The organism is Herbiconiux solani NBRC 106740, assembly GCF_001571005.1.
In the GTDB taxonomy this organism is placed as follows: Bacteria; Actinomycetota; Actinomycetes; order Actinomycetales; family Microbacteriaceae; genus Herbiconiux; species Herbiconiux solani.
Genome location: NZ_BCST01000004.1, coordinates 121,489 through 143,490, shown reverse-complemented (window position 1 = coordinate 143,490; position 22,002 = coordinate 121,489). Strand labels below are relative to the sequence as shown.

The 22,002-nt window shown below is 71.9% G+C and carries 18 protein-coding genes and 2 tRNA genes; 16 read left to right on the top strand and 4 right to left on the bottom strand.

Going from position 1 to position 22,002, the window contains the following annotated elements; translation table 11 throughout:
* The first annotated feature begins 13 nt into the window (after positions 1–13).
* From HSO01S_RS08380 to HSO01S_RS08345, 8 genes are all read left to right on the top strand, one after another.
* The gene (locus HSO01S_RS08380) at positions 14–379 is read left to right on the top strand and encodes a helix-turn-helix domain-containing protein (protein WP_084361476.1); all 366 of its coding nucleotides are present in this window, start codon (positions 14–16) and stop codon (positions 377–379) included.
* Positions 379–1,671 carry a type II toxin-antitoxin system HipA family toxin gene (locus HSO01S_RS08375; RefSeq protein WP_066040335.1) on the top strand — a complete coding sequence of 431 codons (1,293 nt, stop codon included), beginning with the start codon at positions 379–381 and terminating at the stop codon, positions 1,669–1,671. The genes HSO01S_RS08380 and HSO01S_RS08375 overlap by 1 nt, the downstream gene beginning before the upstream one ends.
* Positions 1,672–1,695: 24 nt before the next feature.
* Positions 1,696–1,769 (top strand) — tRNA-Met (locus tag HSO01S_RS08370).
* Positions 1,770–1,920: 151 nt separating this feature from the next.
* On the top strand, positions 1,921–3,330 hold the full coding sequence (locus HSO01S_RS08365; RefSeq protein WP_066040334.1) for a serine/threonine-protein kinase: 1,410 nt from the start codon (positions 1,921–1,923) through the stop codon (positions 3,328–3,330).
* Positions 3,331–3,408: 78 nt separating this feature from the next.
* A tRNA-Met gene (locus HSO01S_RS08360) sits at positions 3,409–3,482 on the top strand.
* Positions 3,483–3,558: 76 nt separating this feature from the next.
* Positions 3,559–4,857, top strand: coding sequence for a cysteine desulfurase (locus tag HSO01S_RS08355; protein ID WP_066040332.1), 1,299 nt, complete (start codon positions 3,559–3,561; stop codon positions 4,855–4,857).
* Positions 4,857–5,294 carry a Fe-S cluster assembly sulfur transfer protein SufU gene (gene sufU, locus HSO01S_RS08350; RefSeq protein WP_066040330.1) on the top strand — a complete coding sequence of 146 codons (438 nt, stop codon included), beginning with the start codon at positions 4,857–4,859 and terminating at the stop codon, positions 5,292–5,294. Before HSO01S_RS08355 ends, sufU begins: the two co-directional genes overlap by 1 nt.
* Positions 5,295–5,303: 9 nt before the next feature.
* Positions 5,304–7,922 carry an MGH1-like glycoside hydrolase domain-containing protein gene (locus HSO01S_RS08345; RefSeq protein WP_066040329.1) on the top strand — a complete coding sequence of 873 codons (2,619 nt, stop codon included), beginning with the start codon at positions 5,304–5,306 and terminating at the stop codon, positions 7,920–7,922.
* A 5-nt stretch (positions 7,923–7,927) separates the two neighbouring features.
* Here the strand turns inward: HSO01S_RS08345 and HSO01S_RS08340 are convergent, their stop codons facing one another.
* Both HSO01S_RS08340 and HSO01S_RS08335 read right to left on the bottom strand, forming a co-directional pair.
* Positions 7,928–8,881 (bottom strand): DMT family transporter, encoded by a 954-nt coding sequence (locus tag HSO01S_RS08340; RefSeq protein ID WP_066040327.1) that lies wholly within the window; start codon positions 8,879–8,881, stop codon positions 7,928–7,930.
* A 52-nt stretch (positions 8,882–8,933) separates the two neighbouring features.
* Positions 8,934–9,251 (bottom strand): hypothetical protein, encoded by a 318-nt coding sequence (locus HSO01S_RS08335; protein ID WP_066040325.1) that lies wholly within the window; start codon positions 9,249–9,251, stop codon positions 8,934–8,936.
* A gap of 146 nt (positions 9,252–9,397) precedes the next feature.
* Between HSO01S_RS08335 and HSO01S_RS08330 the strand changes: the two genes are divergently transcribed.
* Positions 9,398–11,053: a M20/M25/M40 family metallo-hydrolase gene (locus HSO01S_RS08330; RefSeq protein WP_245635939.1), complete on the top strand. Its 1,656-nt coding sequence runs from the start codon at positions 9,398–9,400 to the stop codon at positions 11,051–11,053.
* Between the two features lie 97 nt (positions 11,054–11,150).
* On the top strand, positions 11,151–12,701 hold the full coding sequence (locus HSO01S_RS08325; protein ID WP_066040320.1) for a family 14 glycosylhydrolase: 1,551 nt from the start codon (positions 11,151–11,153) through the stop codon (positions 12,699–12,701).
* A 119-nt stretch (positions 12,702–12,820) separates the two neighbouring features.
* On the opposite strand, the gene HSO01S_RS08320 is transcribed toward HSO01S_RS08325, so the two are convergent.
* Positions 12,821–13,552 carry a GAP family protein gene (locus HSO01S_RS08320; protein WP_066040318.1) on the bottom strand — a complete coding sequence of 244 codons (732 nt, stop codon included), beginning with the start codon at positions 13,550–13,552 and terminating at the stop codon, positions 12,821–12,823.
* Positions 13,553–13,678: 126 nt separating this feature from the next.
* Between HSO01S_RS08320 and HSO01S_RS08315 the strand changes: the two genes are divergently transcribed.
* The 6 genes from HSO01S_RS08315 (at position 13,679) to HSO01S_RS08290 (ending at position 20,724) form a co-directional block, all read left to right on the top strand.
* Complete coding sequence (locus HSO01S_RS08315) at positions 13,679–15,049, top strand: F390 synthetase-related protein (protein ID WP_218003787.1); 1,371 nt, start codon at positions 13,679–13,681, stop codon at positions 15,047–15,049.
* A gap of 161 nt (positions 15,050–15,210) precedes the next feature.
* Positions 15,211–16,257: an NAD-dependent epimerase/dehydratase family protein gene (locus HSO01S_RS08310; protein WP_218003786.1), complete on the top strand. Its 1,047-nt coding sequence runs from the start codon at positions 15,211–15,213 to the stop codon at positions 16,255–16,257.
* Positions 16,254–17,372, top strand: a complete 1,119-nt coding sequence (locus tag HSO01S_RS08305; protein WP_084361472.1) for a 3-oxoacyl-ACP synthase III family protein — start codon at positions 16,254–16,256, stop codon at positions 17,370–17,372. Before HSO01S_RS08310 ends, HSO01S_RS08305 begins: the two co-directional genes overlap by 4 nt.
* A gap of 37 nt (positions 17,373–17,409) precedes the next feature.
* On the top strand, positions 17,410–18,693 hold the full coding sequence (locus HSO01S_RS08300) for a cytochrome P450 (protein WP_066040311.1): 1,284 nt from the start codon (positions 17,410–17,412) through the stop codon (positions 18,691–18,693).
* Between the two features lie 97 nt (positions 18,694–18,790).
* Complete coding sequence (locus tag HSO01S_RS08295; RefSeq protein ID WP_066040309.1) at positions 18,791–19,828, top strand: zinc-dependent alcohol dehydrogenase family protein; 1,038 nt, start codon at positions 18,791–18,793, stop codon at positions 19,826–19,828.
* Positions 19,825–20,724 carry a carbon-nitrogen hydrolase family protein gene (locus HSO01S_RS08290; RefSeq protein WP_084361471.1) on the top strand — a complete coding sequence of 300 codons (900 nt, stop codon included), beginning with the start codon at positions 19,825–19,827 and terminating at the stop codon, positions 20,722–20,724. The genes HSO01S_RS08295 and HSO01S_RS08290 overlap by 4 nt, the downstream gene beginning before the upstream one ends.
* Here HSO01S_RS08290 and HSO01S_RS08285 read toward each other — a convergent pair whose 3' ends face one another.
* Positions 20,725–21,921: an aminotransferase class I/II-fold pyridoxal phosphate-dependent enzyme gene (locus HSO01S_RS08285; protein ID WP_066040307.1), complete on the bottom strand. Its 1,197-nt coding sequence runs from the start codon at positions 21,919–21,921 to the stop codon at positions 20,725–20,727.
* Positions 21,922–22,002 lie beyond the last annotated feature (81 nt).

Below are 22,002 nucleotides of genomic sequence, written 5' to 3'. Positions count from 1 at the left end.
CGATACTGCACTTATGGAGATCTTCGATTCGACCGCTGCGACGACCGGGGAGCTGGAAGAGCGCCTCGGCGCCCGCATCCGCGCCGTCCGGCTGTCGCGCAACCTCGAGCAGGCCGCGGTCGCCGAGCGGGCGGGCGTCAGCGTGCGCACCATCAAGAACCTCGAGGCCGGGCACGGCTCGAGCACGGCGACCCTGGTCCGGGTGGTCCGGGCTCTCGGCCGGCTCGACTGGATCGATTCGCTCGCGCCGGCCGTCTCGGTCAGCCCGCTGCGTCTGCTCGCCCAGGAGCGCAAGCAGAGTGCTCCGCAGCGTGCGTCGCGCCCGCGCGGCCCGGTCGCCGGCGGCCGGGCACCCGGCTTGCCCGAGGGGTCCCGCTGATGGCGTACGCACCCGTCTCGGTGATCGAGGTCCGGGCCTGGGACAGGCTCGTCGGCGCCATCGCGCCCGACCCGGTCAGCGGCAGCTTCGCGTTCGAGTACGACCCGGCCTGGCTGGCCTCGGGCATCGAGCTCTCCCCGCTCAGCACCCCCCTCGCGGACGGGGTGCGCGTCTACGCGTCCCTGCCCGAGCCCACCTACCACCGGCTCCCGCCGTTCATCGCCGACGCGCTGCCGGATGACTTCGGCAACGCCCTGGTCACCGCCTACCTCGCCTCGCAGGGTGTGGACCGTGGGTCGATCAGCGCCCTGGACCGCCTCGCTTACCTCGGCCGGCGGGGGATGGGGGCGCTGGAGTTCCGGCCCACCCGAGGTCCGCAGCGCCGGAAGCCGACCGCGCTCGAGCTCAGCGACCTGGTCGTGGGCGCGCGGAGCGCTCTCTCCGGGCGGATCGAGGGCGATCGGGAGGCGGCCGCGGCCCTGGCCACGCTCATCCAGGTCGGCACCTCGGCCGGCGGTGCCCGAGCCAAGGCGATCATCGCCTGGAACCCGGAGACCGACGAGGTGCGCTCCGGGCAGCTGCCGGCGGAGGACGGTTTCGAGCACTGGATGATCAAGCTCGACGGCGTGGGCCGCGACAGCGAGCTGGGGAGCTCGTCGGGGTACGGCCGGATCGAGTACGCGTACTACCTGATGGCGACCGCCGCGGGAATCGAGATGTCGCCGTCGCGGCTCCTCGAGGAGAACGGCCGCGCCCACTTCATGACGAAGCGGTTCGACCGCGGACCCGACGACTCCAAGGTGCACCTGCAGACGCTCTGCGCGATGGCCGAGCTCGACTACAAGCAGCGGGCGACGCACGACTACGCCCAGTACTTCCAGGTGATCGCGCGGCTCGGCCTGCCGGAAGAGGCGCGCACGGAGGCCTTCCGGCGGATGGTGTTCAACGTGCTCGCCCGCAACTGCGACGACCACACGAAGAACTTCTCGTTCCTGCTCGACCCTCCCGGCAGCGGGTCGGGCTGGCGGCTCGCGCCCGCCTACGACGTCACGTACGCCTTCAACCCCGCCGGCCAGTGGACGTACCAGCACCTCATGTCGGTCAACGGGGGATTCGGCGAGATCTCCCGCGACGACGTGCTCGCGGTGGCGGACCGGTTCGAGGTGCCGGGCCGCACGGATGCGATCACCGGGGTGACCGATGCGATCGTGCGCTGGCCCGAATTCGCCGAGCGCGCCGGACTCGCCCGCGAGGATGCCGAACGGATCGCGGCGACACTTCCCCGGTGGTGACTGTGGTAGTGTTTTGTCTTGTGCCGCGGGGTGGAGCAGTTCGGTAGCTCGCTGGGCTCATAACCCAGAGGTCGCAGGTTCAAATCCTGTCCCCGCAACGAGAACGAGATCCGGTGCAGCTGAGGCTGCACCGGATCTTTCTCGTTTAAGGCGTGCTCCGGGGGCTGATCGCGCATGGTGCCTCAATCGCTGTTGAGGCAAATCATGGTAGGCAGGTCGGGAAGACGGAGGACACTATGGACGGATCGCGTGACGATCTCTGACACCGGCGCCGGGGGCTCGGCCACGACCGGGGAGCTCCTCGACGGCCGCTACCTCCTGGAGGCGAAGATCGGCGCGGGCGGGATGGGCGTCGTCTACCGGGCCCGCGACGAGGCGCTGGGCCGCACCGTCGCGGTCAAGGTGTTCCGTGAAGCCACCGCCGACGCGGCGCGCAGCGGCACCGAGACGCGCCTGCTGGCATCACTCAACCACTCGTCCCTGGTCACGCTGTTCGACGCCCAGACCGCGGCCGCCCGCACGAACTACCTGGTGATGGAATACGTCGAGGGCGCGACGCTCGCCGAACGCGTCGCCTCCGGCCCCGTCGCGCGGCACGACGCCGCCACGATGGCCCGCGACCTGGCCGAGGCCCTGCACGTCGTGCATCAGGCCGGCATCGTGCACCGGGACATCAAGCCCTCGAACGTGCTGCTGCGAAGCTCGCACGTGCCCGGGGAGGAGTTCCGGGCCAAGCTCGCCGACTTCGGGATCGCGTACCTCATCGACTCGACCCGGCTCACCCTGCCCGGCACCCTCGTGGGCACCGCGGCGTACCTGAGCCCCGAGCAGGTTCGGGGAAGCGCGCCGGCGCCGGCCTCGGACGTGTACGCGCTCGGACTCGTCCTCCTCGAGGCCCTGACGGGTGAGCGCGCCTTCCCGCAGACGGGGGCTCCGGAGGCCGCCCTCGCGCGGTTGAGCCACGACCCGGTCGTGCCGGGGTCCCTCGGCTACGGCTGGAAGTCGCTGCTGACCGCCATGACCTCGCGCGACCCGGGCTCCCGCCCCAGTTCACTCGACGTCGTGGTGCGGGCGAACGCCCTGCTCCGCGGCGACACCACCGCCTCGACCACCGGCGGCGACGCCGCTGAGCCGGCCGCCGTCCCCACCCAGGGGATCGACCTCGCGACCGAAGTGCTCGAGCCGGCCGGGTCGTCCGCGACCGCACTGCTCGCGCCCGGTGGATCGTCGGCGACCGCACCGCTCGCGCCCGGTGCCACTTCGACCGAGGTGCTCGAGCGCGGTGAGCCGGCCGTTCCCGCTCGGCGTCGGCGCGTGATCGCCTGGGTGACCGGAGGCGCGGCCGTGGCCGCTCTCGCCGGTCTCGCCCTCTGGGGGCTCGGCGCATCCGGAACCGCACCCGCAAGCGACGACCCGGCCCAGGTGGTCACCTCCACGACCGCCCCGGCCACCACGCCGGAGCCGGCGCCGAGCGCGGAACCCGACCAGGGCACCGAACCCGCCCCGGCGACCGAACCGGCCCCGGCCGTCGTGCCCGAGGAGGCGGTCACCCCCGCCACCGATCCGCAGCCGGCCGACGACAAGGGCGGCCCCGGAAACGGCAACGGCAACGGGAACGGGAACGGCGGCAAGGGCAACAACGGCGACAAGAACAAGTAGCCGCGAGTATTCCGCGGACTCGGTCATCCGGCGGCACGGCCCCCGGGTGCTCAGACGTGCGGTAGGCTTGAGGGGTAGCGCGGGGTGGAGCAGTTCGGTAGCTCGCTGGGCTCATAACCCAGAGGTCGCAGGTTCAAATCCTGTCCCCGCAACGGATGGCGAGGGCCCGGTCGAGAGACCGGGCCCTCGCGCTTTCAGCCGGTACACGAAGGGTGGCACGAGAAAGCCGTGACGATCGAGACGAACATCAGAACCGGACTCGACGGAGCCGAGGTCGAGCGCATCCGCTCGGATTTCCCGATCCTCGGTCGCACCGTCAACGGTCATCCGCTCGTCTACCTCGACTCGGGGGCGACCTCGCAGAAGCCGCGCCAGGTGATCGACGTCGAGCGGGCCTACTACGAGACGACGAACTCGGCCGTGCACCGCGGCGCCCACACTCTCGCCGGTGAGGCGACCGAGCTGTTCGAGGCCGCGCGGGCGACCGTGGCGGGCTTCGTCGGCGCGGGCGAGGACGAGATCGTCTGGACCTCGAACGCGACCGAGGGCATCAACCTCATCGCCTACGGGATGTCGAACACCTCGCTCGGCCGCGGGGGAGCGGCCGCCGAGCGCTTCCGTCTCGGTGCCGGCGACGAGATCGTCGTCACCGAGCTCGAGCACCACGCGAACCTCGTGCCGTGGCAAGAACTGGCATTCCGCACCGGGGCGACGCTCCGCGTGATCGGGCTGGACGACGACGGCGCCATCCGGCTCGACGAGGCCGCCGAGGTCATCGGCGAGACGACGAGGGTCGTCGCCTTCTCGCACGTCTCGAACGTGCTCGGAGCGGTCAACCCCGTCGCCGAACTGACCGCGCTGGCGCATGCCGTCGGTGCCCTGGTCGTGCTCGACGCCTGCCAGTCGGCTCCGCACCTGCCGCTCGACCTCCACGCCCTCGAGGTCGACTTCGCCGTCTTCTCGGGTCACAAGATGCTCGCCCCGACCGGGATCGGGGTGCTTTACGGGCGCTCCGAGCTGCTGAACGCGCTTCCCCCGTTCCTGACCGGCGGATCGATGATCACGACGGTCGGGCTCACCGAGTCCGAGTTCCTGCCGGCGCCGCTGCGCTTCGAGGCGGGCACCCAGCGGGTGTCCCAGGCGATCGCGCTGGCCGCGGCCGTCGACTACCTCGGTGCGGTCGGGATGGACCGGATCGAGCTCTGGGAGGCCGAGCTCGGCCGCCGCCTGGTCGACGGGCTGACCGGCATCCCCGGCGTCCGCGTGCTGGGCCCCGCGGCCGGCGCCGAGCGGGTCGGCCTCGCGAGCTTCGTGGTCGACGGCGTGCACGCGCACGACGTCGGGCAGTTCCTCGACGACCGCGGGATCGCCGTGCGGGTCGGGCACCACTGCGCGCAGCCCGTGCACCGCCGGTTCGGCGTGACCGCCACCACCCGCGCCAGCGGGTACCTCTACACGACCCCCGACGAGATCGACCTCGCGGTCCAGGCCGTCGCCGATTCCCGCCGCTTCTTCGGGGTCGTCTGATGGCGTCCCGTGAGCTGGAGAGCATGTACCAGCAGGTCATCCTCGACCACGCGAAGCAGAAGCACGGCTTCGGCCTGCGCGACGGCGCCTCGGGCTCGTCTCACCAGATCAACCCGACCTGCGGCGACGAGGTCACCCTCCGGGTGCACCGCGCTTCCGACGGCTCGATCGAGTCGATCAGCTGGGAGGGGCAGGGCTGCTCGATCTCGACGGCGTCGGCCTCGGTACTGAACGACCTCGTGCACGAGCTGAGCGACGCCGAGGCGACGGCGCGCATCCAGGCCTTCCGCGAACTGATGCAGTCCAAGGGCGCGATCGAGGGCGACGAGGAGCTGCTGGGCGACGCGGTCGCCCTGGGCGGCGTCTCGCGCTACGTCACCCGCATCAAGTGCGCCATGCTCCCGTGGGTGGCGTTCGAGGCGGCCCTCGCCTCCTAGGATCGCAGCATGAGCGAACCCGGGGCCGAACGTCGACGACTGGCCGAGGCGGATTCGGGCGTGGCGGAATGGCGCGACTGGGGCCCGTACCTCGCCGAGCGAGCGTGGGGCACGGTCCGCGAGGACTACAGCGCCGACGGCGACGCCTGGCGATTCTTCCCCCACGATCACGCCCGTTCGCGCACCTACCGCTGGAACGAGGACGGGATGGCGGGTGTCTGCGACACCGGGCAGAGCTGGTGCCTCGGGCTCGCGCTCTGGAACGGGGTCGACCCGATCCTCAAGGAGCGGATGTACGGGCTCTCCGGCCCCGAGGGCAACCACGGGGAGGACGTCAAGGAGTACTGGTGGTACCTCGACGGCACCCCGACCCACTCCTGGCAGCGCTGGCGCTACCACTACCCGCAGGGCGAGTTCCCGTACGACGACCTGCTCGCGACGAATCTGGCCCGATCGAAGGACGAACCCGAGTACGAGCTCGCCGACACCGGCGTCTTCGACGAGAGCCGGTACTGGGTCGTCACCGTCGACCACGCCAAGGCCGGCCCGCACGACCTGCTGATGCGGGTGACGGTCGAGAACGCGGGGCCCGAGACCGCGACGATCCACGTGCTGCCGACCCTCTGGTTCCGCAACGTGTGGGACTGGGACCTGCCCGCCCGGGCCAAGCCGGGCATCCGCTCGACCGGTTCGGGCGAGCTGACCGCCGACCGTCCCGACGGGGACGACCTCGTGCTGCGGATCGACGACGACGGCGCCGCGGCGCTGTTCTGCGAGAACGAGTCGAACCGCGAGCGGCTCTGGGGCGAGCCGAGTACCACGCCGTACCCGAAGGACGGCATCGGCGACCACATCGTCTCGGGAGCCGACACCGTCAACCCGGCCGGCACGGGTACCAAGGCCGCCTTCCACGAGGTGCTGACCCTGGCGCCGGGCGAGACGCGGGTGCTGCGCCTGCGGCTCACCCGGGCTCAGGATGCGGGCCCCGCCGCGACCGCGTTCGCCGACTTCGACGAGGTGGCGGCCGAGCGGCTCGCCGAGGCGGACGAGTTCCACGCCTCGGTGCTGCCGGCCGGCACGAGCGAGGGCGAGGCCCGGGTCGCCCGCCAGGCGTTCGCCGGGCTGCTCGCGTCGAAGCAGTACTACCACTTCGACGTGCGCCGCTGGCTCGCCGGCGACCCGACCTCGCCGCCGCCCCCGCCCGAGCGCCGTGAGCGGAGGAACGCCGACTGGCGCCATCTCTCGGCGAACGACGTCATCCTGATGCCCGACGCCTGGGAGTACCCGTGGTTCGCGGCCTGGGACCTCGCCTTCCATTGCGTGACCCTCGCCCATATCGACCCCGAGTTCGCCAAGGCGCAGCTCGTGCTGATGGTGCGCGAGTGGTACATGCACCCGAACGGGCAGCTGCCCGCCTACGAGTGGGACTTCGGCGACGTGAACCCGCCGATCGAGGCCTGGGCCGCCCTCCGTGTGTTCGAGATCGACGGCAGCCGGGACTACCGATTTCTCGGCCGAGTGTTCCACAAGATGCTGATGAACTTCACCTGGTGGACGAACAACAAGGACCACGGCGACAACAACCTGTTCGAGGGCGGGTTCATGGGCCTGGACAACATCGCCCCGCTGGACCGCTCCACCCTCCCGCCCGCCGTCGGCGTGCTCGAGCAGGCGGATGCGACGGCCTGGATGGCGACCTATGCGCTGCACCTGCTCGACATGGCGCTGCTCCTCACCTCGCACGACCCGGTGTACGAGGACGTGGCGACGAAGTTCCTCGAGCACTTCCTCGTGATCGCCGACTCGGCCAACGAGGCGGGCCTCTGGGACGAGGCGGATGCGTTCTACTACGACCTCCTGCACCTCTCGGACGGGCGGGACGTGCCGATGAAGGTGCGGTCGCTGGTCGGACTCGTGCCGGTGACCGCCGCCCTCGTCTTCGACCGCTCGAAGATGGGCCGGCTCGAGGAGTTCGTCGCGCGCGGGCGCTCGTTCCTTGAGCGGAACCCCTCGTTCCGGCAGTCGGTGCACGTGCGCTCGCACGCCGACGGGGTGATGAGCCTGCTGGCGCTGGTCTCGCCCGAGCGGCTCGAGCGCGTCCTCGCGGGGGTCGTCGACCCGGCGGGGATGCTCTCGCCGTACGGCATCCGCAGCATCTCGGCGTGGCACCGGGAGCATCCGTTCCGGGTCGAGGTCGGCGGCGCCGAGGCGGTCGTCGACTACGAGCCCGCGGAGTCGACCTCGGGCCTGTTCGGCGGCAACTCGAACTGGCGCGGCCCGGTCTGGCTCCCGCTGAACGTGCTCATCATCGAGTCGCTCCGCGGCTACGACGAGAGCCTCGGCGAACCGCACCTGGTGGAGTACCCGGCCGGTACGGGCGTGCCGCACACCTTCGGCGAGATCGCGGACGACCTGAGCCGGCGCCTGATCTCGCTGTTCCTGTCCGAGGAGGGCGCGCCGCGGCCGGCGGATGCGCGGTACCCGTTGCTCTCGGCCGACCCGCGCTGGCGGGAGAACATCGCGTTCTACGAGTACTTCCACGGCGACACCGGGCAGGGGCTCGGAGCTTCGCACCAGACAGGGTGGACGGCGCTGGTCGCGCACCTGATCATCACCCGGAGGCGGTGAACGGGCTAGCGCCGGGCTGCCGCGGTCTTCCCTCGGTGGAGTAACAGCGCTTTCGGCACGGCGAGGAGGGCGAGTCCCAGCGCGAGCACGGCGAGGCCGCCGATCGCCGTCGCGGAGAGCGCTTCGCCCAGCACGAGCGTGCCGAGGAGGGTCGCGGTGAGCGGTTCGGCGAGAGTCAGTGTCGAGACCGTGGCGGCCGGGAGTCGAGCGAGGCCCCAGCCGAACAGCAGATAGGCGGCGGCCGTGGTGACGACGCCGAGCCAGAGCGCCATCACGAGTCCTTCCGCGGTGAGCAGCCAGCGGGTGTCGCTCGCGAACAGAAGGGGGATGCTCAGGATCGCTGCGCCGCCGAAGACCGCGCCCATGGTGACGGTCGGTGCCCAGCCGTGCTCGAGCAGCGCCTTGCTCGCCAGGGTGTAGACGGCGTAGGAGGCGCCGGCGCCGACGGAGGCGAGGAGACCGGGGAGGCTGACCGGGATGCCGCCTGACTCTCCGAGCACGCCGCTGATCAGAGCGACACCGACGGTCGCCACCAGGGTCGCGACGAGCCAGACCGTGCCGGGGAAGCGGCGGTGGAGGGCCCAGTCGAGCAGCCCGGTGATGATCGGCGCCGACCCGAGGGCGACGACCGTGCCGATCGCGACGCCGTTGCTCGCGGTGCCGGCGAAGAAGGCGGGCTGGTACGCGACGACGCCGAGGGCGGCGACGAGGACGAGCATCCAGGTTCGTGCGCGAGACCGGATCCGGGTCGGGCGGGCGCCCGACGGGTCGGCTGCTGGCGCATTGCGGGCGGACCTGCCCGCCGAGACGAGGGCGATGACGCCCAGGATGCCGCCGCCGATCAGGACGCGTGCGGCGCCGATCGAGCCGGCCGATGCATCCATCGGGCCGAAGGCCTGCGCGGTGCCCGTGGTGCCGAAGCAGACGGCGGCCAGCAGGACGGCGAGGACGGGGAGCATGCCCGATTGTTACACAAAATGTGCCACCAGTGCCGAGCGGCTGCCCGGAACGTCAGGGCGCGACGGTGGAGTACCCGATGATCACGACGGAGGCCAGTGCCACCAGCGCGATTGCGCCGAAGGCGACCGCCATGAGGATCAACCGCAGCCGCATCGAGCGCACCAGCAGGCGCACCTCGACCATCGCGAGGTAGAGCAGAACGATCACGACGATGGCCCAGATGGCGATGCCGGTCGAGTTCACCTGCTGCAACGACCACAGGAGCACCACGGAGATCGCGGCCATCAGCCCGCCCACGACGAGCCAGATGGTACCCGTCGACGACGTGAGGGACGCCTGGTTGGTGACCTTCGTCGGGTCCTCGTCCATCCGGGTGTCTCCTCGCTCTGCACGGAGTGTCGGCGACCGTGTTTCCATCAGATTACTCCTCGTTAAATGTCCCCCGTAGTGGGGGACACGGAGCCCCCGGAGAGGGTATGGTTCCACAAACGTTCACGCGACGAAGGGGAACACACGTGAAGCGACGTCATCGACGACTGACCGCATTCGGACTGGGCACGGGGGTGATGATCGCGGCAGTGGCCGGTGGCTCGCAGGCCGCCTTCGCCGTGGATCCGGACGACCTCGAGTCCCGGGTGACCGTGGAGGGGGTGATGACCCACCTCACCGCCCTGCAGACCATCGCCGACGCCAACGACGGCAACCGCGCGATCGGCACCTCCGGCTACGAGGCCAGCGGGCAGTACATCGAGCAGGTCCTCACCGCGGCGGGGTACACCCCGGTGCGACAGGACTTCCAGGCCACCACGCAGAAGATCGATGCGTTCTCGATCACCCTGCTGGGCACCACCACCGACCTGACCACGCCGCAGCCGCAGCGCATCCCGATGGAGGGCACGCCGGCGACGGATGCGGCCGGCATCGTGGGTGCTCCGCTGGTCGCGCCGGCGACCGCCACCGGCTGCGACGAGGCCGAGTGGGGCGGCGTCTCCGCCGTGGGCGCCGTGGCCGTGATCAGCCGCGGCATCTGCTCGTTCGCCGAGAAGTCGGCCGCAGCCGCTGCTGCGGGAGCATCCGCGGCCCTCATCTACAACAACGAGGAGGGGCCGCTCCAGGGCACCCTCGGCGAGCAGGTGCCCGGCCTCGTTCCGACCGTCGGCCTCACGCAGGCCGAGGGCGCGGCCGTGGTCGCGGCGCTCGGCTCGGCGACCCCGCCGACGGTCGACCTGCAGCTGCAGGAGACCACGACGACGGTCGACACCTTCAACATCATCGCGGAGACCCCGACCGGGAATTCGACCAACACGGTGATGCTCGGCGCGCACCTCGACTCCGTGCCCGAAGGCCCCGGGATCAACGACAACGGCAGCGGCTCGGCCGCGATCCTGGAGACCGCGGTGCAACTCGCCGCGTCGGGCCCGCTCAACAACCAGGTGCGTTTCGCCTGGTGGGGCGCCGAGGAGGTCGGCCTGGTCGGCTCGGCCCACTACGTCGAGGATCTGGCCGAGAACAACCCCGCGGAGCTCGAGGAGATCGCGACCTACCTCAACTTCGACATGGTCGCCTCGCCGAACTACGTGATCAGCGTCTACGACGCCGACCAGTCGACGTTCGAGGCGCCCGTCGAGGTGCCCGAGGGATCGATCGCGACCGAGCAGGCCTTCACGGACTACTTCGACGCCTCGGGCCAGGCCTGGATCGACACGGCCTTCGACTCGCGGAGCGACTACGACGCCTTCATCAGCTACGGAGTGCCCGCCTCGGGCCTGTTCACCGGGGCCGACGAGGTGAAGACGCCGGAGCAGGTCGCCCTGTTCGGCGGCACCGCCGGGATCACGCAGGACCCGAACTACCACTCGGCCGGCGACAACCTGGGGAACGTGAACCAGGAGGCGCTCGGCATCATGCTCGGGGCGATCGCCTCGGTCACCGGTTCGCTCGCGAACGACACCTCGGCGATCAACGGGGTGGTGACCGCGCCGGTGCCGACTCCGACGCCGACTCCGACCGTGGCCCCGGCTGGGACGGGTCCGGTCGACCCGCAGCTCGCGGCGACCGGGGCCGCTGACGGGGCCGCGTCCGGCACCATCGCCGGATCGGTGCTGATGCTCGGGCTCGGGCTCGTGCTGGCCGTGCGCCGCCGTCGGGCTCAGGGGGCGTCCGCCGAGTAGCGCAATCCCACTGCGGCCGATCCGTCTTCGGGCGGGTCGGCCGCTAGGTGGAAAGTACTCACGAAGGGCGATGGCCGCCCGAACCTACCGTGGGGGGATGGCACTTCGAACCACCTCCCGTATCGGGCTCGCTACCGCGGCCATCGCCCTTCTCGCGTCCGGACTCTCGGCCGCCCCGCTCGGGGCGCCGCCCGGGCACGCGGCCTCTCCGGGGGCCGCCCAGACCGTGAACGTGATGGCCCCGCTCTGGATCGACGACTGGGCCTCCTCGGGCCCGCAGTGGACCTCGTTCACCGACTCCCTCGCGATCGCTTCGGGCCAGGGGGTGGATGCGGTCGCCGTCGACGTCTGGTGGGGCAAGGCCGAGCCGGCGCGCGGCTCGTTCGACTGGGCCTACTACGACAAGCTCTTCGCGGCCGTCACCTCGGCGGGGCTCGAGCTCGTGCCGATGATGTCGTTCCACCAGTGCGGTACGAACGTCGCCGACGTCTGCAACATCGCGGTGCCGGACTTCGTCTTCGAGCCGATCCAGATCTGCGGTGTGGCGGGGTGGTGCAGCACGATCCCGGCCGACAACGCCTGGGTCAGCGAGTACGGCAACACGAACCGCGAATCCCCGTCGCCGTGGGGCATGGGGTCGGATCGGGCGCTGCAGGACATGGGTGACTTCATGGAGGCCTTCGAGCAGCACTACAGCTCGGGCGCGACCGACTACCGTGGGCGCATCCAGGAGATCACGGTGAGCACGGGGCCCGCCGGTGAGCTGCGGTACCCGTCGTACGCGACACACGACAAGACCGCTCCGGGCGACCCGGCGGGCTACCCGAACCGGGGCACCTTCCAGAGCTACTCGACCTCGGCCGTGCGCGACTTCGCCGACTGGGCGGTCGCGCGCTACGGGTCGGTCGCGGGCGTCGCGACGGCCTGGAGCATCCCGGGTCTGACCTACACGGCCATCACGCCGCCGAGCGACCACGACCGGTTCATCACCTCGGGCGCGTACCGTTCGCTGCGCTACGGCAAAGACTTCACGCGCTGGTACAGCGAGAGCCTGCTGCGCCACGGTCGCCAGGTGATGCTCGAGGCGATCGGCGCCTTCGACGACGAGTTCGCCTCGGTGCCGCTCGGGCTGAAGGTGCCCGGAGTGCACTGGCAGACCATGGCGGGCAGCCCCATCCGGCGCGCACCCGAGGTCGCGGCCGGGCTCATCCACACCGATCAGGCCTACGACGACGCTTCGACCGGGCACGGCTACGACGGAATCCTCGCGCTCGTGCACGACCTCGACGTCAACGGCGACGGGGTCTCGCCGAAGCACCGCGTGATCCTGCACTTCACGGCCCTCGAGATGCCGGACGGGCGGGAGTGGGACGGCGGTTCGCACGCCTACTCGAATGCGGCGTCGCTCGTGAACTGGGTCGGTGACGCCGCTCAGCGGGCGCACGTGACGCTGAAGGGCGAGAACGCGCTGAGCGGCAACCTGGGTTCGGTCGGCACCTCGTCGACGGTGGGCTGGTCCCACATCCGGGACGCCTTCTCGGGGTCGCCCTCGGCGTACTCAGGGCTGACGATCCTGCGGCTAGAGGATGTCACGGCCTCGGGCACGGCGCGGGGGGAGTTCGAGCGGTTCATCCGCGACTTCCACTGAGTCGGCGGGTCGCCGGCCTGGCCGGGCTGCGAGGGATCGGTTCGCCGGTCGTCGCAGCCCGGTCGGGCCGTCGCCGTCCGGGCAGTCCGCCGCAGTCCGGTCGGGCTGTCGCCGCTCGGTCAGAGGTGGGTGATGCCGCTGCCGATGATGACGACGCCGAGCACGAGCAGCACGATGGTCGTGACGGTGGCGCTGTTGCCCTCGATCCAGACGCGGGTGCGCTCGAGCGGGGTCTTCATCCGGGCCGGGTCGACCAGCGAGAAGATGATCGGGGCGGCGAGCGTCGAGATGCCGAGCAGGGTGAAGATCGCTATGGCCACGGCGTCGAGGCCGACCGTCACGTTGCCGGCGCCGATCGCGACGCCAGCGGCCAGGGTGAGCAGCAGGTTCTTCGGTCGCAGCATCAGGATGAAGCCGACCCCGAACGACGGGATGGGCCCGAGGCTCGTCACCTTGGTCAGCCACGCGACCATGCCCGTCGCGGAGGCGGGGGCGGCATCCGGGTCGAGGTCGGCGGGGACCCCGCTGTGGGCGGCACGCGCGGCACGAATGCGCGCGCGGCCGCGGGTCCAGCGCACGGCGGCGAGCACCAGCAGGGCGAGGCCGATCACGATCTCGATCGCCGCGAACAGGGGGCTCTGGTTCGAGGGCGGGGGCGGCGGCAGCAGCGAGGCCACGGCGCTGAAGAGGGTCGTGAGTCCGGCGAGCCCGATCGCGGCGCCGATCAGGTAGGTGAGGCTCGACCACCGGCCGCGTGGCGAGAGGAGGATGAGCACCATCACGACGATGGGAACCGAGCTCAAGGCGACGCCGATGGCGATGGGCAGGATGTGTCCGATGATTCCCGCCATGGCGCCATTCTAGAAGGCAAGCGGTGCTCGGGCGCGGCCCGCGTAGGCTGTGAGCGTGAGCCGGCCGACGACGCATCCGCCCCTCACGCCCACCCTGCCGCCGCTCACGACCTGCCGGTCGACGTCATGAGGGAGCGGATCTCTCGAGCGCAACTGACCGGCGCGATGCTGGTGCGGTTCGGGATGGCGCGGTGGGGGAGGCGGTTCCGGTCGCGGGCGGCGTTCGACGCCTGGCAGGAGCGGCGGGTACAGCGGTTCAGGCGGCGGCTGGTCGCGGCTCCGTTCTACCGTGCTCTGCTCGATGCGAACCCCGGTCGGCGGCCGGTGCGGCTGCCGGTGGTCGACAAGACCGTGCACCTCGAGCACTTCGACGGGCTGAACACCCGCGGCATCCGCCTGGCCGATGCCCTGGGCGTGGCACTCGAGGCCGAGCAGAGCCGCGATTTCAGCCCGACGGTGGGCGGCGACCTCACGGTCGGTCTCTCCAGCGGCACCTCCGGTCGCCGGGGTGTCTTCCTCGTGAGTCCGCGAGAACGGATGCTGTGGGCCGGCACCGTGCTCGGCCGCCTGCTCGACGCGGGGTCGGTGCGCCGGCTACTGCTGCCGTGGCGGCCGCCGTTGCGGATCGCGTTCTTCCTCCGCGCGGGTGGCGGCCTGTACGAATCCGTCGCGAGCTCGCGGGTGCGCTTCACTTTTTTCGACCTGACGGAGTCGTTCGACGCCCACCTGGCAGAGCTCCGGGCGGCGGCCGACGCGGGGCGGGGGCCCGATGTGCTCGTGGCGCCGGCCTCGGTGCTCGACGCGCTGGCCCGTCGCGCCGACGCAGGGGAGCTGCGCATCCGCCCCCGGCTCGTGATCTCGGTCGCCGAAGTGCTGGAGCCGGACACCGCGAGCCGGGTGGAGCTGGCCTGGGGCCGGCCGCCGCGTCAGGTCTACCAGGCGACCGAGGGGCTGCTCGCGCTCAGCTGCGGTCATGGGGCGCTCCACCTCAACGAGGAGACGGTGCGGTTCGAACGGGAGTGGCAGGGTGACGACGGGACCCGCTTCGTGCCGATCGTCACCGACTTCGAGCGGAGCACGCAGCTCGTCGTGCGGTACCGGCTCGACGACGTGCTTCGGGTGGATCCGGCCGCACCCGAGCGCTGCGCCTGCGGGCGGGTGACGACGGTGCTCGCGGGTGTCGACGGCCGGGAGGATTCGGTGCTGCGGCTGCCGAGCATCGACGGGCGGGCGATGGTCGAGGTGTTCCCGGATGCGGCGCGGCGCGCCATGGCCGTCGGCTCGGCCGGGTACGCGGACTGGCGGATCCGGCAGCGCGGCCTCGACGTGCACGTGCGGCTCGAGGAGCCCGCGCCGGGTGCGCCGAAGGCGGTGACCGCGGCCCTAGAGTCGCTCTTCTCGGCCTACGGCTGCCACGCGGCCGTCGTCCACGCGCCCTGGGAGCCGGAAGACCCCGCCCACAAGCGCCGCCGCATCCTCCGAGAGGTGACCCCGTGACGGCCCCGGAACCCGGCGATGCCCCGCGATTCCTTCCCGACGATCCTCCCGCTGGGGGCGGGCGCGCAAATCCGGCCCACTCCGGGGCCGAGCGAGGAAGCGCGGATCCTGACGCCTCCGGGGCTGAGGGCGATCGTGCCAGGCGGCCGCTACGCGTGCTGGTGACGGGGGCATCGGGATTCGTCGGAGGTGCCCTGCTCGAGCGGCTCTCGGCCGAGGCGGCGTACGAGGCGATCGGCATCGGCCGCTCCCCGTCCCCTCGCGCTGACTACCGTCACGTCGATCTCGCGGCCTCCACCGCGGTGGCCGACCTCCTCGCCCTGAGGCCATTCGTGCCGGACGTGATCGTGCACGCGGCCGCGCGGAGCTCGCCCTGGGGGAGCCGCAGCGAATTCGAGCGCGACAACGTGGGCATCACCCGCACGGTGCTCGACTACGCCGAGCGCCTCGCGGAGCAGCACGGCACCGATCGCCGGTACACCGAGGGCGAGGGCCAGGGCGCGGGAGGCGCGGGGGCGTATCCGCGGGTGGTGTTCGTGTCGACTGCATCCGTCGTCACCCGGGCGAGGGATCAGGTCGGGGCACCGGGCGACGCAGCGGCGCGGCCGCCGTTCGTCAGCCGTTATGCCGAGACCAAGGCCGGGGCCGAAGAGCTGGTGCGCGCCTACCCCGGCGAGTGGACCGTGCTCCGCCCGCGCGCGGTCTTCGGCCCCGGCGACACCACCCTCGTGCCACGCCTGGTGGCCGCGGCCGAAAGCGGGCGGCTGCCGCGCATCCGCGTGCCCGGGGGCCGGCCGGTGCTCGGCGACCTGCTCTACATCGACACGCTCGTCGACCAGCTCGTCACGGCGCTCCGGTCGCCCGCGGTGACGGGAGCCACCCTCACCCTGACCAACGGCGAACCCGTCGACCTGCAGGCCACCGTGCTCGGCATCATCGACCGGCTCGGGCTTCCCGCCCCCCGCCGCAGCGTCTCCCGCCGCGCCGCCCTGGTCGCGGCGAGCGCCGTCGAGACGCTCTGGCGGGTGTCCCGGCGAGCGGGGGAGCCGCCGATCACGAGATACTCGGTCATCGTGTACGCCTTCTCCACCACCTTCGACGATCCCCGCGCCCGGGAGATCTTCGGCCCGCCCTGTGTAACGGTGGATGAGGGAGTCGACCGGCTCGTGGCGTGGCTGACGGCGACGGATGCGGACGGCCCCCGATGAGCGCGCCGACCCCTGTGAGCGCGCCGACCCCGGTGAGCGCGCCGACCCGCACGGCCGCGACGCCGCACGCCCGGCTGGCCGCCGTCGCGACCTTCCTGCCGCCCGAGACACGGTCGAGCGGCGAGACCGAACGGCGGCTCCGCGACGGCAACCCCGGGCTGCCGCTGGCGACCGGGCTCATCCGGCGGATCACGGGTGTCGAGCAGGTGCACCTCCGCCCCGACGGGTGGCAGACCTCCGACCTCGCTGTGGCCGCCGCCCAGCGGGCACTCGAGCAGTCGCCCGGACCGATCGACCTGCTCCTGTTCGCCTCGGCCAGCCAGGACCTGATCGAACCGGCGACGAGCCACATCGTCTCGGCCAAGCTGGGCCTGGACTGCCCGGTGATGGACATCAAGAACGCCTGCAACAGCGTGATCAACGCGCTTCAGGTCGCGGACGCCCTGATCGGAGCCGGACAGCACCGCCGGGTGCTGGTCGTCAGCGGCGAGCAGCCCTCGCACGCCGTGCGCTGGACGCTCGACGGCCAGGACCAGTTCCTCCGCTCGTTCGCCGGCTACACGATGAGCGACGCCGGCGCGGCCGTGATCGTCGAGGCGACCGGGGCGGCGGCCCGGGCGGACGAGGAAGCGGCCCGCGGCGCCGCCGCCCACGAGCAGCAGCAGCCCCGCGGCATCCTCGGCAGCCGTTTCGCCGCCCGCTCCGAGCACTGGGCCGTCGGCACCCTCCCGACCGGCGGCTCGATCAACCCCCACGCCGAGGGCGGCAGCTACTTCGACATGGACGGCGCGGCACTCCAGCGGGCCTTCCTCGAGGTCGGCGTCGGCCTCGTCGGCGAGACGCTGGCCGAGCTGGGGATCGACCCGGCCGACCTCGACTTCGTCGCCATCCATCAGGTCGCCGCGCCCTATCACCACAGCATCGTCGAGGCGATCGGCGTCGACCCCGCCCGCACGGTGCTCACCGTCGCGGAGCACGGCAACCTCGCCTCGGTCTCGCTCCCGCTGCAGCTCGAGCTCGCGCGCGAACGCGGACTCGTGCACGACGGCAGCCTCGTCGCGCTGGTCGGCTTGGCCGGCGGCATCTCGCTCGGCGTGATGGTGGTGCGGCTGTGACGGCGAACGGTGCGGCTGTGACGGCGGTGGGTCGGCGATGACCGCGGACGTCCAGCGCCACGGCGGCCGGGCGCTCACGCCGGGCGGCGAACGACGCTGGGAGGAGCGCGTGCAGCGCACCGCGCATCCGCTCGCCTATCCCGCCCTGAGCGCCATCCGTCGCGATGTCGTGCGGGTGCCGGGAGTGGGCGTGATCGTGACCGAGGCGGGGCTGCTCCGGAGCATCCTCCTCGACACCGAGCGCTTCACCAAGACCGGGCCCGGCTCGCCCGCCGACCTCTGGACGCCCGTGCTCGGCCCGTCGGTGCTGCTCAACATGGAGGGCGCCGACCACCACGCCCTGCGCCGCCGGCTCGCGCCATTGTTCGCGCCCGCGTTCGTCGAGGCACTCACCGAGCAGACGATCGGGCGCCGGGCCGAGACCCTGACCCGGCGCTTGACGCGCGGTGAACCGGTGGATCTCGTCACCGAGGTGCGCGAGTACGCGGGCCAGGTGATCAGCCGCCTGGTGGGCTTGGACCGCGACGTCGTGGGCGAGGAGCTCTTCGCCCGGATCTCGTCGGTCACCGGGTTCGTGTCTCTCGCCCGGCCCCGCTTCACGCCGTCGCAGGTGCGGCGGGCGCGCGCGGTGCTGGCCGAGCTGACCGACCACGCCCGCTCGGCCTACGCCGCGGGTGGCGAGGATGCGGACCCCGAGGCCGCGCAGGCCGCAGCCGATTCGGCTACCGCACCATCCGACCGCGTCGCCGCCCCCACCGACCCCGAGACCGTCCCCGCCCGAATGCGCCGCCTCGGCCTCAGCGAGGAGGAGGCCCTCGGCGCGGTCGGCGCCTTCGTGCTCACCGGCACCGAGACGCTCGTCTCGTACCTGCCCCGCCTGGTCGCCGTGCTCGCCGACACCGGGTGGCTCGACGTGCTCGCCCGCGACCGCTCGCTGCTCGACCAGGCGATCGCCGAGGGACTCCGGGTGACCACCCCGTCGCCGGTCATGCTCCGGAGCGTCGCCGCGTCCGCCGAGATCGGGGGAGTCGCGGTGCACCCAGGCGACCGGCTGGTGCTCGCGACCTTCCTCGCCGATCGTCGCGCGGGCGGCTTCGACCCGGTGGCCAACCCCGCCGCATCCCTCCGCCAGCTCTGGTTCGGGGCGGGTGCGCACTTCTGTCTCGGGGCGCCGCTCGCCATGGCCCAGATCCGGCTGACCGTCGGGGCGGTCCTGGATGCGGCCGAGACCGCGCCGCTCGCCCTCACCCGCCGGCGCGCCCAGCGGGGCACCCTGATCCCGGGCTACGCCGAGCTCGTGCTCCAGCGCCTGCCCGCCTGACCGGCCGACCCGCCGACCGGGCAGACCCCCAGGACCCGCCCCACCCGCCGACCCGCCCACCGCCGACCCCACCCCGGGATCCCGGTAGAGTCGGAAAATGCGCGCACTCGTGTTCAACGACGCCTACTCGGTGGCCGTCGAAGAGGTTCCGGATCCCGAGATCGTCGCCGCCACGGACGCCATCGTCCGCGTGGTCGCGACCTGCGTCTGCGGCAGCGACCTCTGGTACTACCGCGGCGAGACCCCGAAGGCGGCCGGCTCCCGCATCGGCCACGAGTTCATCGGCGTGGTCGAGGCCATCGGCACCGACGTCGGGCAGGTGCGCGTCGGCGACTTCGTGGTGGCGCCCTTCAAGTACAGCGACAACACCTGCGTGCACTGCGTCGCCGGCATCACCACCTCGTGCGTGCATGGCGGCTTCTGGGGCTCAAAGGGCGTGGACGGCGGGCAGGGCGAGTTCGTGCGCGTGCCGCTGGCCGACGGCACCCTCGTGGTCGTGCCGGGCGGCCGGCCCGACGACGCCCTCATCCCGCATCTGCTCGCTCTCACCGACGTCTACGGCACCGGCTTCCATGCCGCCCGCGGCGCCGCCGTCGTGCCCGGCTCCACCGTCGCGGTCGTCGGCGACGGCGCCGTTGGCCTGAGCGGTGTGCTCGCGGCGAAGCGCCTGGGCGCCGAGCGGATCATCGCGCTCAGCCGCAACCCCGAGCGGCAGGCCCTGGCGACCCGGTTCGGCGCCACCGACCTGGTCGCGGTGCGCGGCGCCGACGCGGTCGAGGCCGTGCTCGAGCTCACCGATGGGATCGGGGCGGATGCGACGCTCGAGTGCGTCGGCACCGCCGAGTCGTTCACCACCGCCTTCGCCATCGCGCGCCCGGGCTCGCGGGTCGGGTTCGTCGGGATGCCGCACGGCGTCGAGTTCCCGCTCAACATCGCCTTCGGCAACAACGTCGGCCTCGGCGGCGGAATCGCCCCGGTGCGCGCGGTGATGCCCGAACTCCTCACCGAGGTGCTCGACGGGGTGATCGAGCCGGGCCTCGTCTTCGACCTCGAGGTCGCGTTCGAGGATCTGCCGGAGGGCTACGCGGCGATGGACGAACGCCGGGCCGTCAAGGCGATGGCGAGGCTGTCATGACCGGCCAACGCGTGCCCCGCGGCTCCGACGTCGCCGCCCCCCGCCACTACGACGTCGCAGCTCCCGGCGGCCTGGGCTTCGGCGTCGCCGTGGCCCAGTTCGCACCCGGGCCCGACAAGGCCGGGAACCTCGAGACGATCGCCCGCCTCGCCCGCTTCGCCGTCGCGCGCGGCGCCCGGCTGGTCGTCTTCCCCGAGTACTCCTCGTACTTCGTCGATCCGCTCGGCGAGCTCCTGGTCGAGAACGCCGAAGCGCTCGACGGCCCCTTCGTCACGATCCTCGCCGCGCTCTCGACCGAGCTCGACGTGCACCTGATCGCCGGGCTCGTCGCCGAGGCATCGACCCCGGGCCGGTTCGCGAACGTACTCGTCGCGGTCTCGCCGGGTGAGGGGCTGGTCGCGACCTACAGCAAGCAGCACCTCTACGACGCCTTCGGCAGCCGCGAGAGCGACTGGGTCGAAGCGGGAGCGCTGACCGCGCCCGAGACCTTCTCGATCGAAGGCGTGACGATCGGGATGCAGACCTGTTACGACATCCGCTTCCCCGAGGTCTCGCGCCGGCTGGTGGATGCGGGCGCCGACCTCGTCGCGGTCCCGGCCGAATGGGTGCGCGGGCCGCTCAAGGAGCACCACTGGCGGAGCCTCGTCACCGCCCGGGCCCTGGAGAACACGATCTACATGGCCGCCGCCGACCAGACGCCGCCCGTCGGCGTCGGGGCGAGTCTCATCGTCGACCCGATGGGGGTCACGATCGCCTCGCTCGGCGAGCGGGAGGACGTCGCGGTCGCGTGGATCGACCCGCGGCGGATCGACGAGGTCAGGCGGGTGAACCCGGCTCTGGCGCTGCGCCGGTACACGACGGTGCCGCGGCCCGAGCAGGACGACGCCGGGGCTTGATCAGCGCCCGAGCCGCGCGAGCTGCGCCGAGGCGCGCTCGAGCACGTCGGTCTTCTTGCAGAACGCGAACCGCACGAGACTCGCGTACTCGGCCCCGAGTTCCTCGTGGCAGAACGCGCTGATCGGCACGCCGACCACCCCGGCGAGCGCGGGCAGTTCGCGGCACAGCGTCGCCGCATCCGTGTAGCCGAGCGGCGCCGCGTCGGCGACGACGAAGTAGGTGGCCTGCGGCGAGCTCACGTCGAACCCGGCCGCGACCAGTCCCCGGGTGAGCAGGTCGCGCTTGGCCTGCAGCGTCTCGGCGATACCCCGGAAGAACGACTCCGGCAGCTCGAGACCCACCGCCACGGCCGGCTGGAAGGGCGCCCCGTTCACGAAGGTGAGGAACTGCTTGACCGCCAGGATCGCGGTCACCAGCTCCGGCGTCGAGATCAGCCAGCCGATCTTCCACCCCGTGGTGCTGAAGGTCTTGCCGGCCGAGGAGATCGTGACGGTCCGCTCGCGGGCCCCCGGGAGGGTCGCCACGGGCACATGGGTGACCCCGAAGGTCAGGTGCTCGTAGACCTCGTCGGTCACGATGATCGCGTCGTGGCGGTGCGCCAGCTCGACGATCACCTCGAGCGTCTCCCGCGACAGCACCGACCCGGTCGGGTTGTGCGGGTTGTTGACCAGGATGATCCGGGTGCGGTCGGTCACCGTGGCACGCAGCTCGTCGAGATCGGGCTGGAAGCCGGGCCGCCGGAGGGGGACCGTGCGGTGGATGCCGCGGGCCAGCGAGATCAGGCCCCCGTAGGCGTCGTAGAACGGCTCGAAGGTGACGACCTCGTCACCGTCGTCGACGAGGGCCAGGATGGTCGCGGCGAGCGCCTCGGTCGCGCCCGCGGTGACGAGCACCTCCCGGTCGGGGTCGACGGTCAGCCCGTAGAAGCGGCGCTGGTGGGAGGCGATGGCGGCGCGGAGCACCGGCATCCCGGTTCCCGGCGGGTACTGGTTGACCCCGTCGGCGATCGCTTTCCGCGCGGCCTCGAGCACCTCGGCGGGGCCGTCCTCGTCGGGGAAGCCCTGACCCAGGTTGATGGCTCCGGTGGCCTGCGCCAGCCCGCTCATCTCGGCGAAGATCGTCGAGGCGATCCGTCCGTCCGGGGAGAGGAGTCCGGCTCCCCGTGCCGCCCGCTGCCAGGATCCGTCGATCGTCATTCGCACTCCGTCTTCCGCCGTCCGTCCAACCTAGCGCGACCGCGGAGAGCCGCCGATCCCGGCTCACTTGGCGGAGTCTTA

Coding starts and splice junctions, on each gene's coding strand:
- HSO01S_RS08380 (WP_084361476.1), top strand. CDS start 14: ATGGAGATCTTCGATTCGACCGCTGCGACGACCGGGGAGCTGGAAGAG.
- HSO01S_RS08375 (WP_066040335.1), top strand. CDS start 379: ATGGCGTACGCACCCGTCTCGGTGATCGAGGTCCGGGCCTGGGACAGG.
- sufU (WP_066040330.1), top strand. CDS start 4,857: ATGGCGTCCCGTGAGCTGGAGAGCATGTACCAGCAGGTCATCCTCGAC.
- HSO01S_RS08345 (WP_066040329.1), top strand. CDS start 5,304: ATGAGCGAACCCGGGGCCGAACGTCGACGACTGGCCGAGGCGGATTCG.
- HSO01S_RS08340 (WP_066040327.1), bottom strand. CDS start 8,881: ATGCTCCCCGTCCTCGCCGTCCTGCTGGCCGCCGTCTGCTTCGGCACC.
- HSO01S_RS08335 (WP_066040325.1), bottom strand. CDS start 9,251: ATGGACGAGGACCCGACGAAGGTCACCAACCAGGCGTCCCTCACGTCG.
- HSO01S_RS08325 (WP_066040320.1), top strand. CDS start 11,151: ATGGCACTTCGAACCACCTCCCGTATCGGGCTCGCTACCGCGGCCATC.
- HSO01S_RS08320 (WP_066040318.1), bottom strand. CDS start 13,552: ATGGCGGGAATCATCGGACACATCCTGCCCATCGCCATCGGCGTCGCC.
- HSO01S_RS08315 (WP_218003787.1), top strand. CDS start 13,679: ATGAGGGAGCGGATCTCTCGAGCGCAACTGACCGGCGCGATGCTGGTG.
- HSO01S_RS08305 (WP_084361472.1), top strand. CDS start 16,254: ATGAGCGCGCCGACCCCTGTGAGCGCGCCGACCCCGGTGAGCGCGCCG.
- HSO01S_RS08300 (WP_066040311.1), top strand. CDS start 17,410: ATGACCGCGGACGTCCAGCGCCACGGCGGCCGGGCGCTCACGCCGGGC.
- HSO01S_RS08295 (WP_066040309.1), top strand. CDS start 18,791: ATGCGCGCACTCGTGTTCAACGACGCCTACTCGGTGGCCGTCGAAGAG.
- HSO01S_RS08290 (WP_084361471.1), top strand. CDS start 19,825: ATGACCGGCCAACGCGTGCCCCGCGGCTCCGACGTCGCCGCCCCCCGC.
- HSO01S_RS08285 (WP_066040307.1), bottom strand. CDS start 21,921: ATGACGATCGACGGATCCTGGCAGCGGGCGGCACGGGGAGCCGGACTC.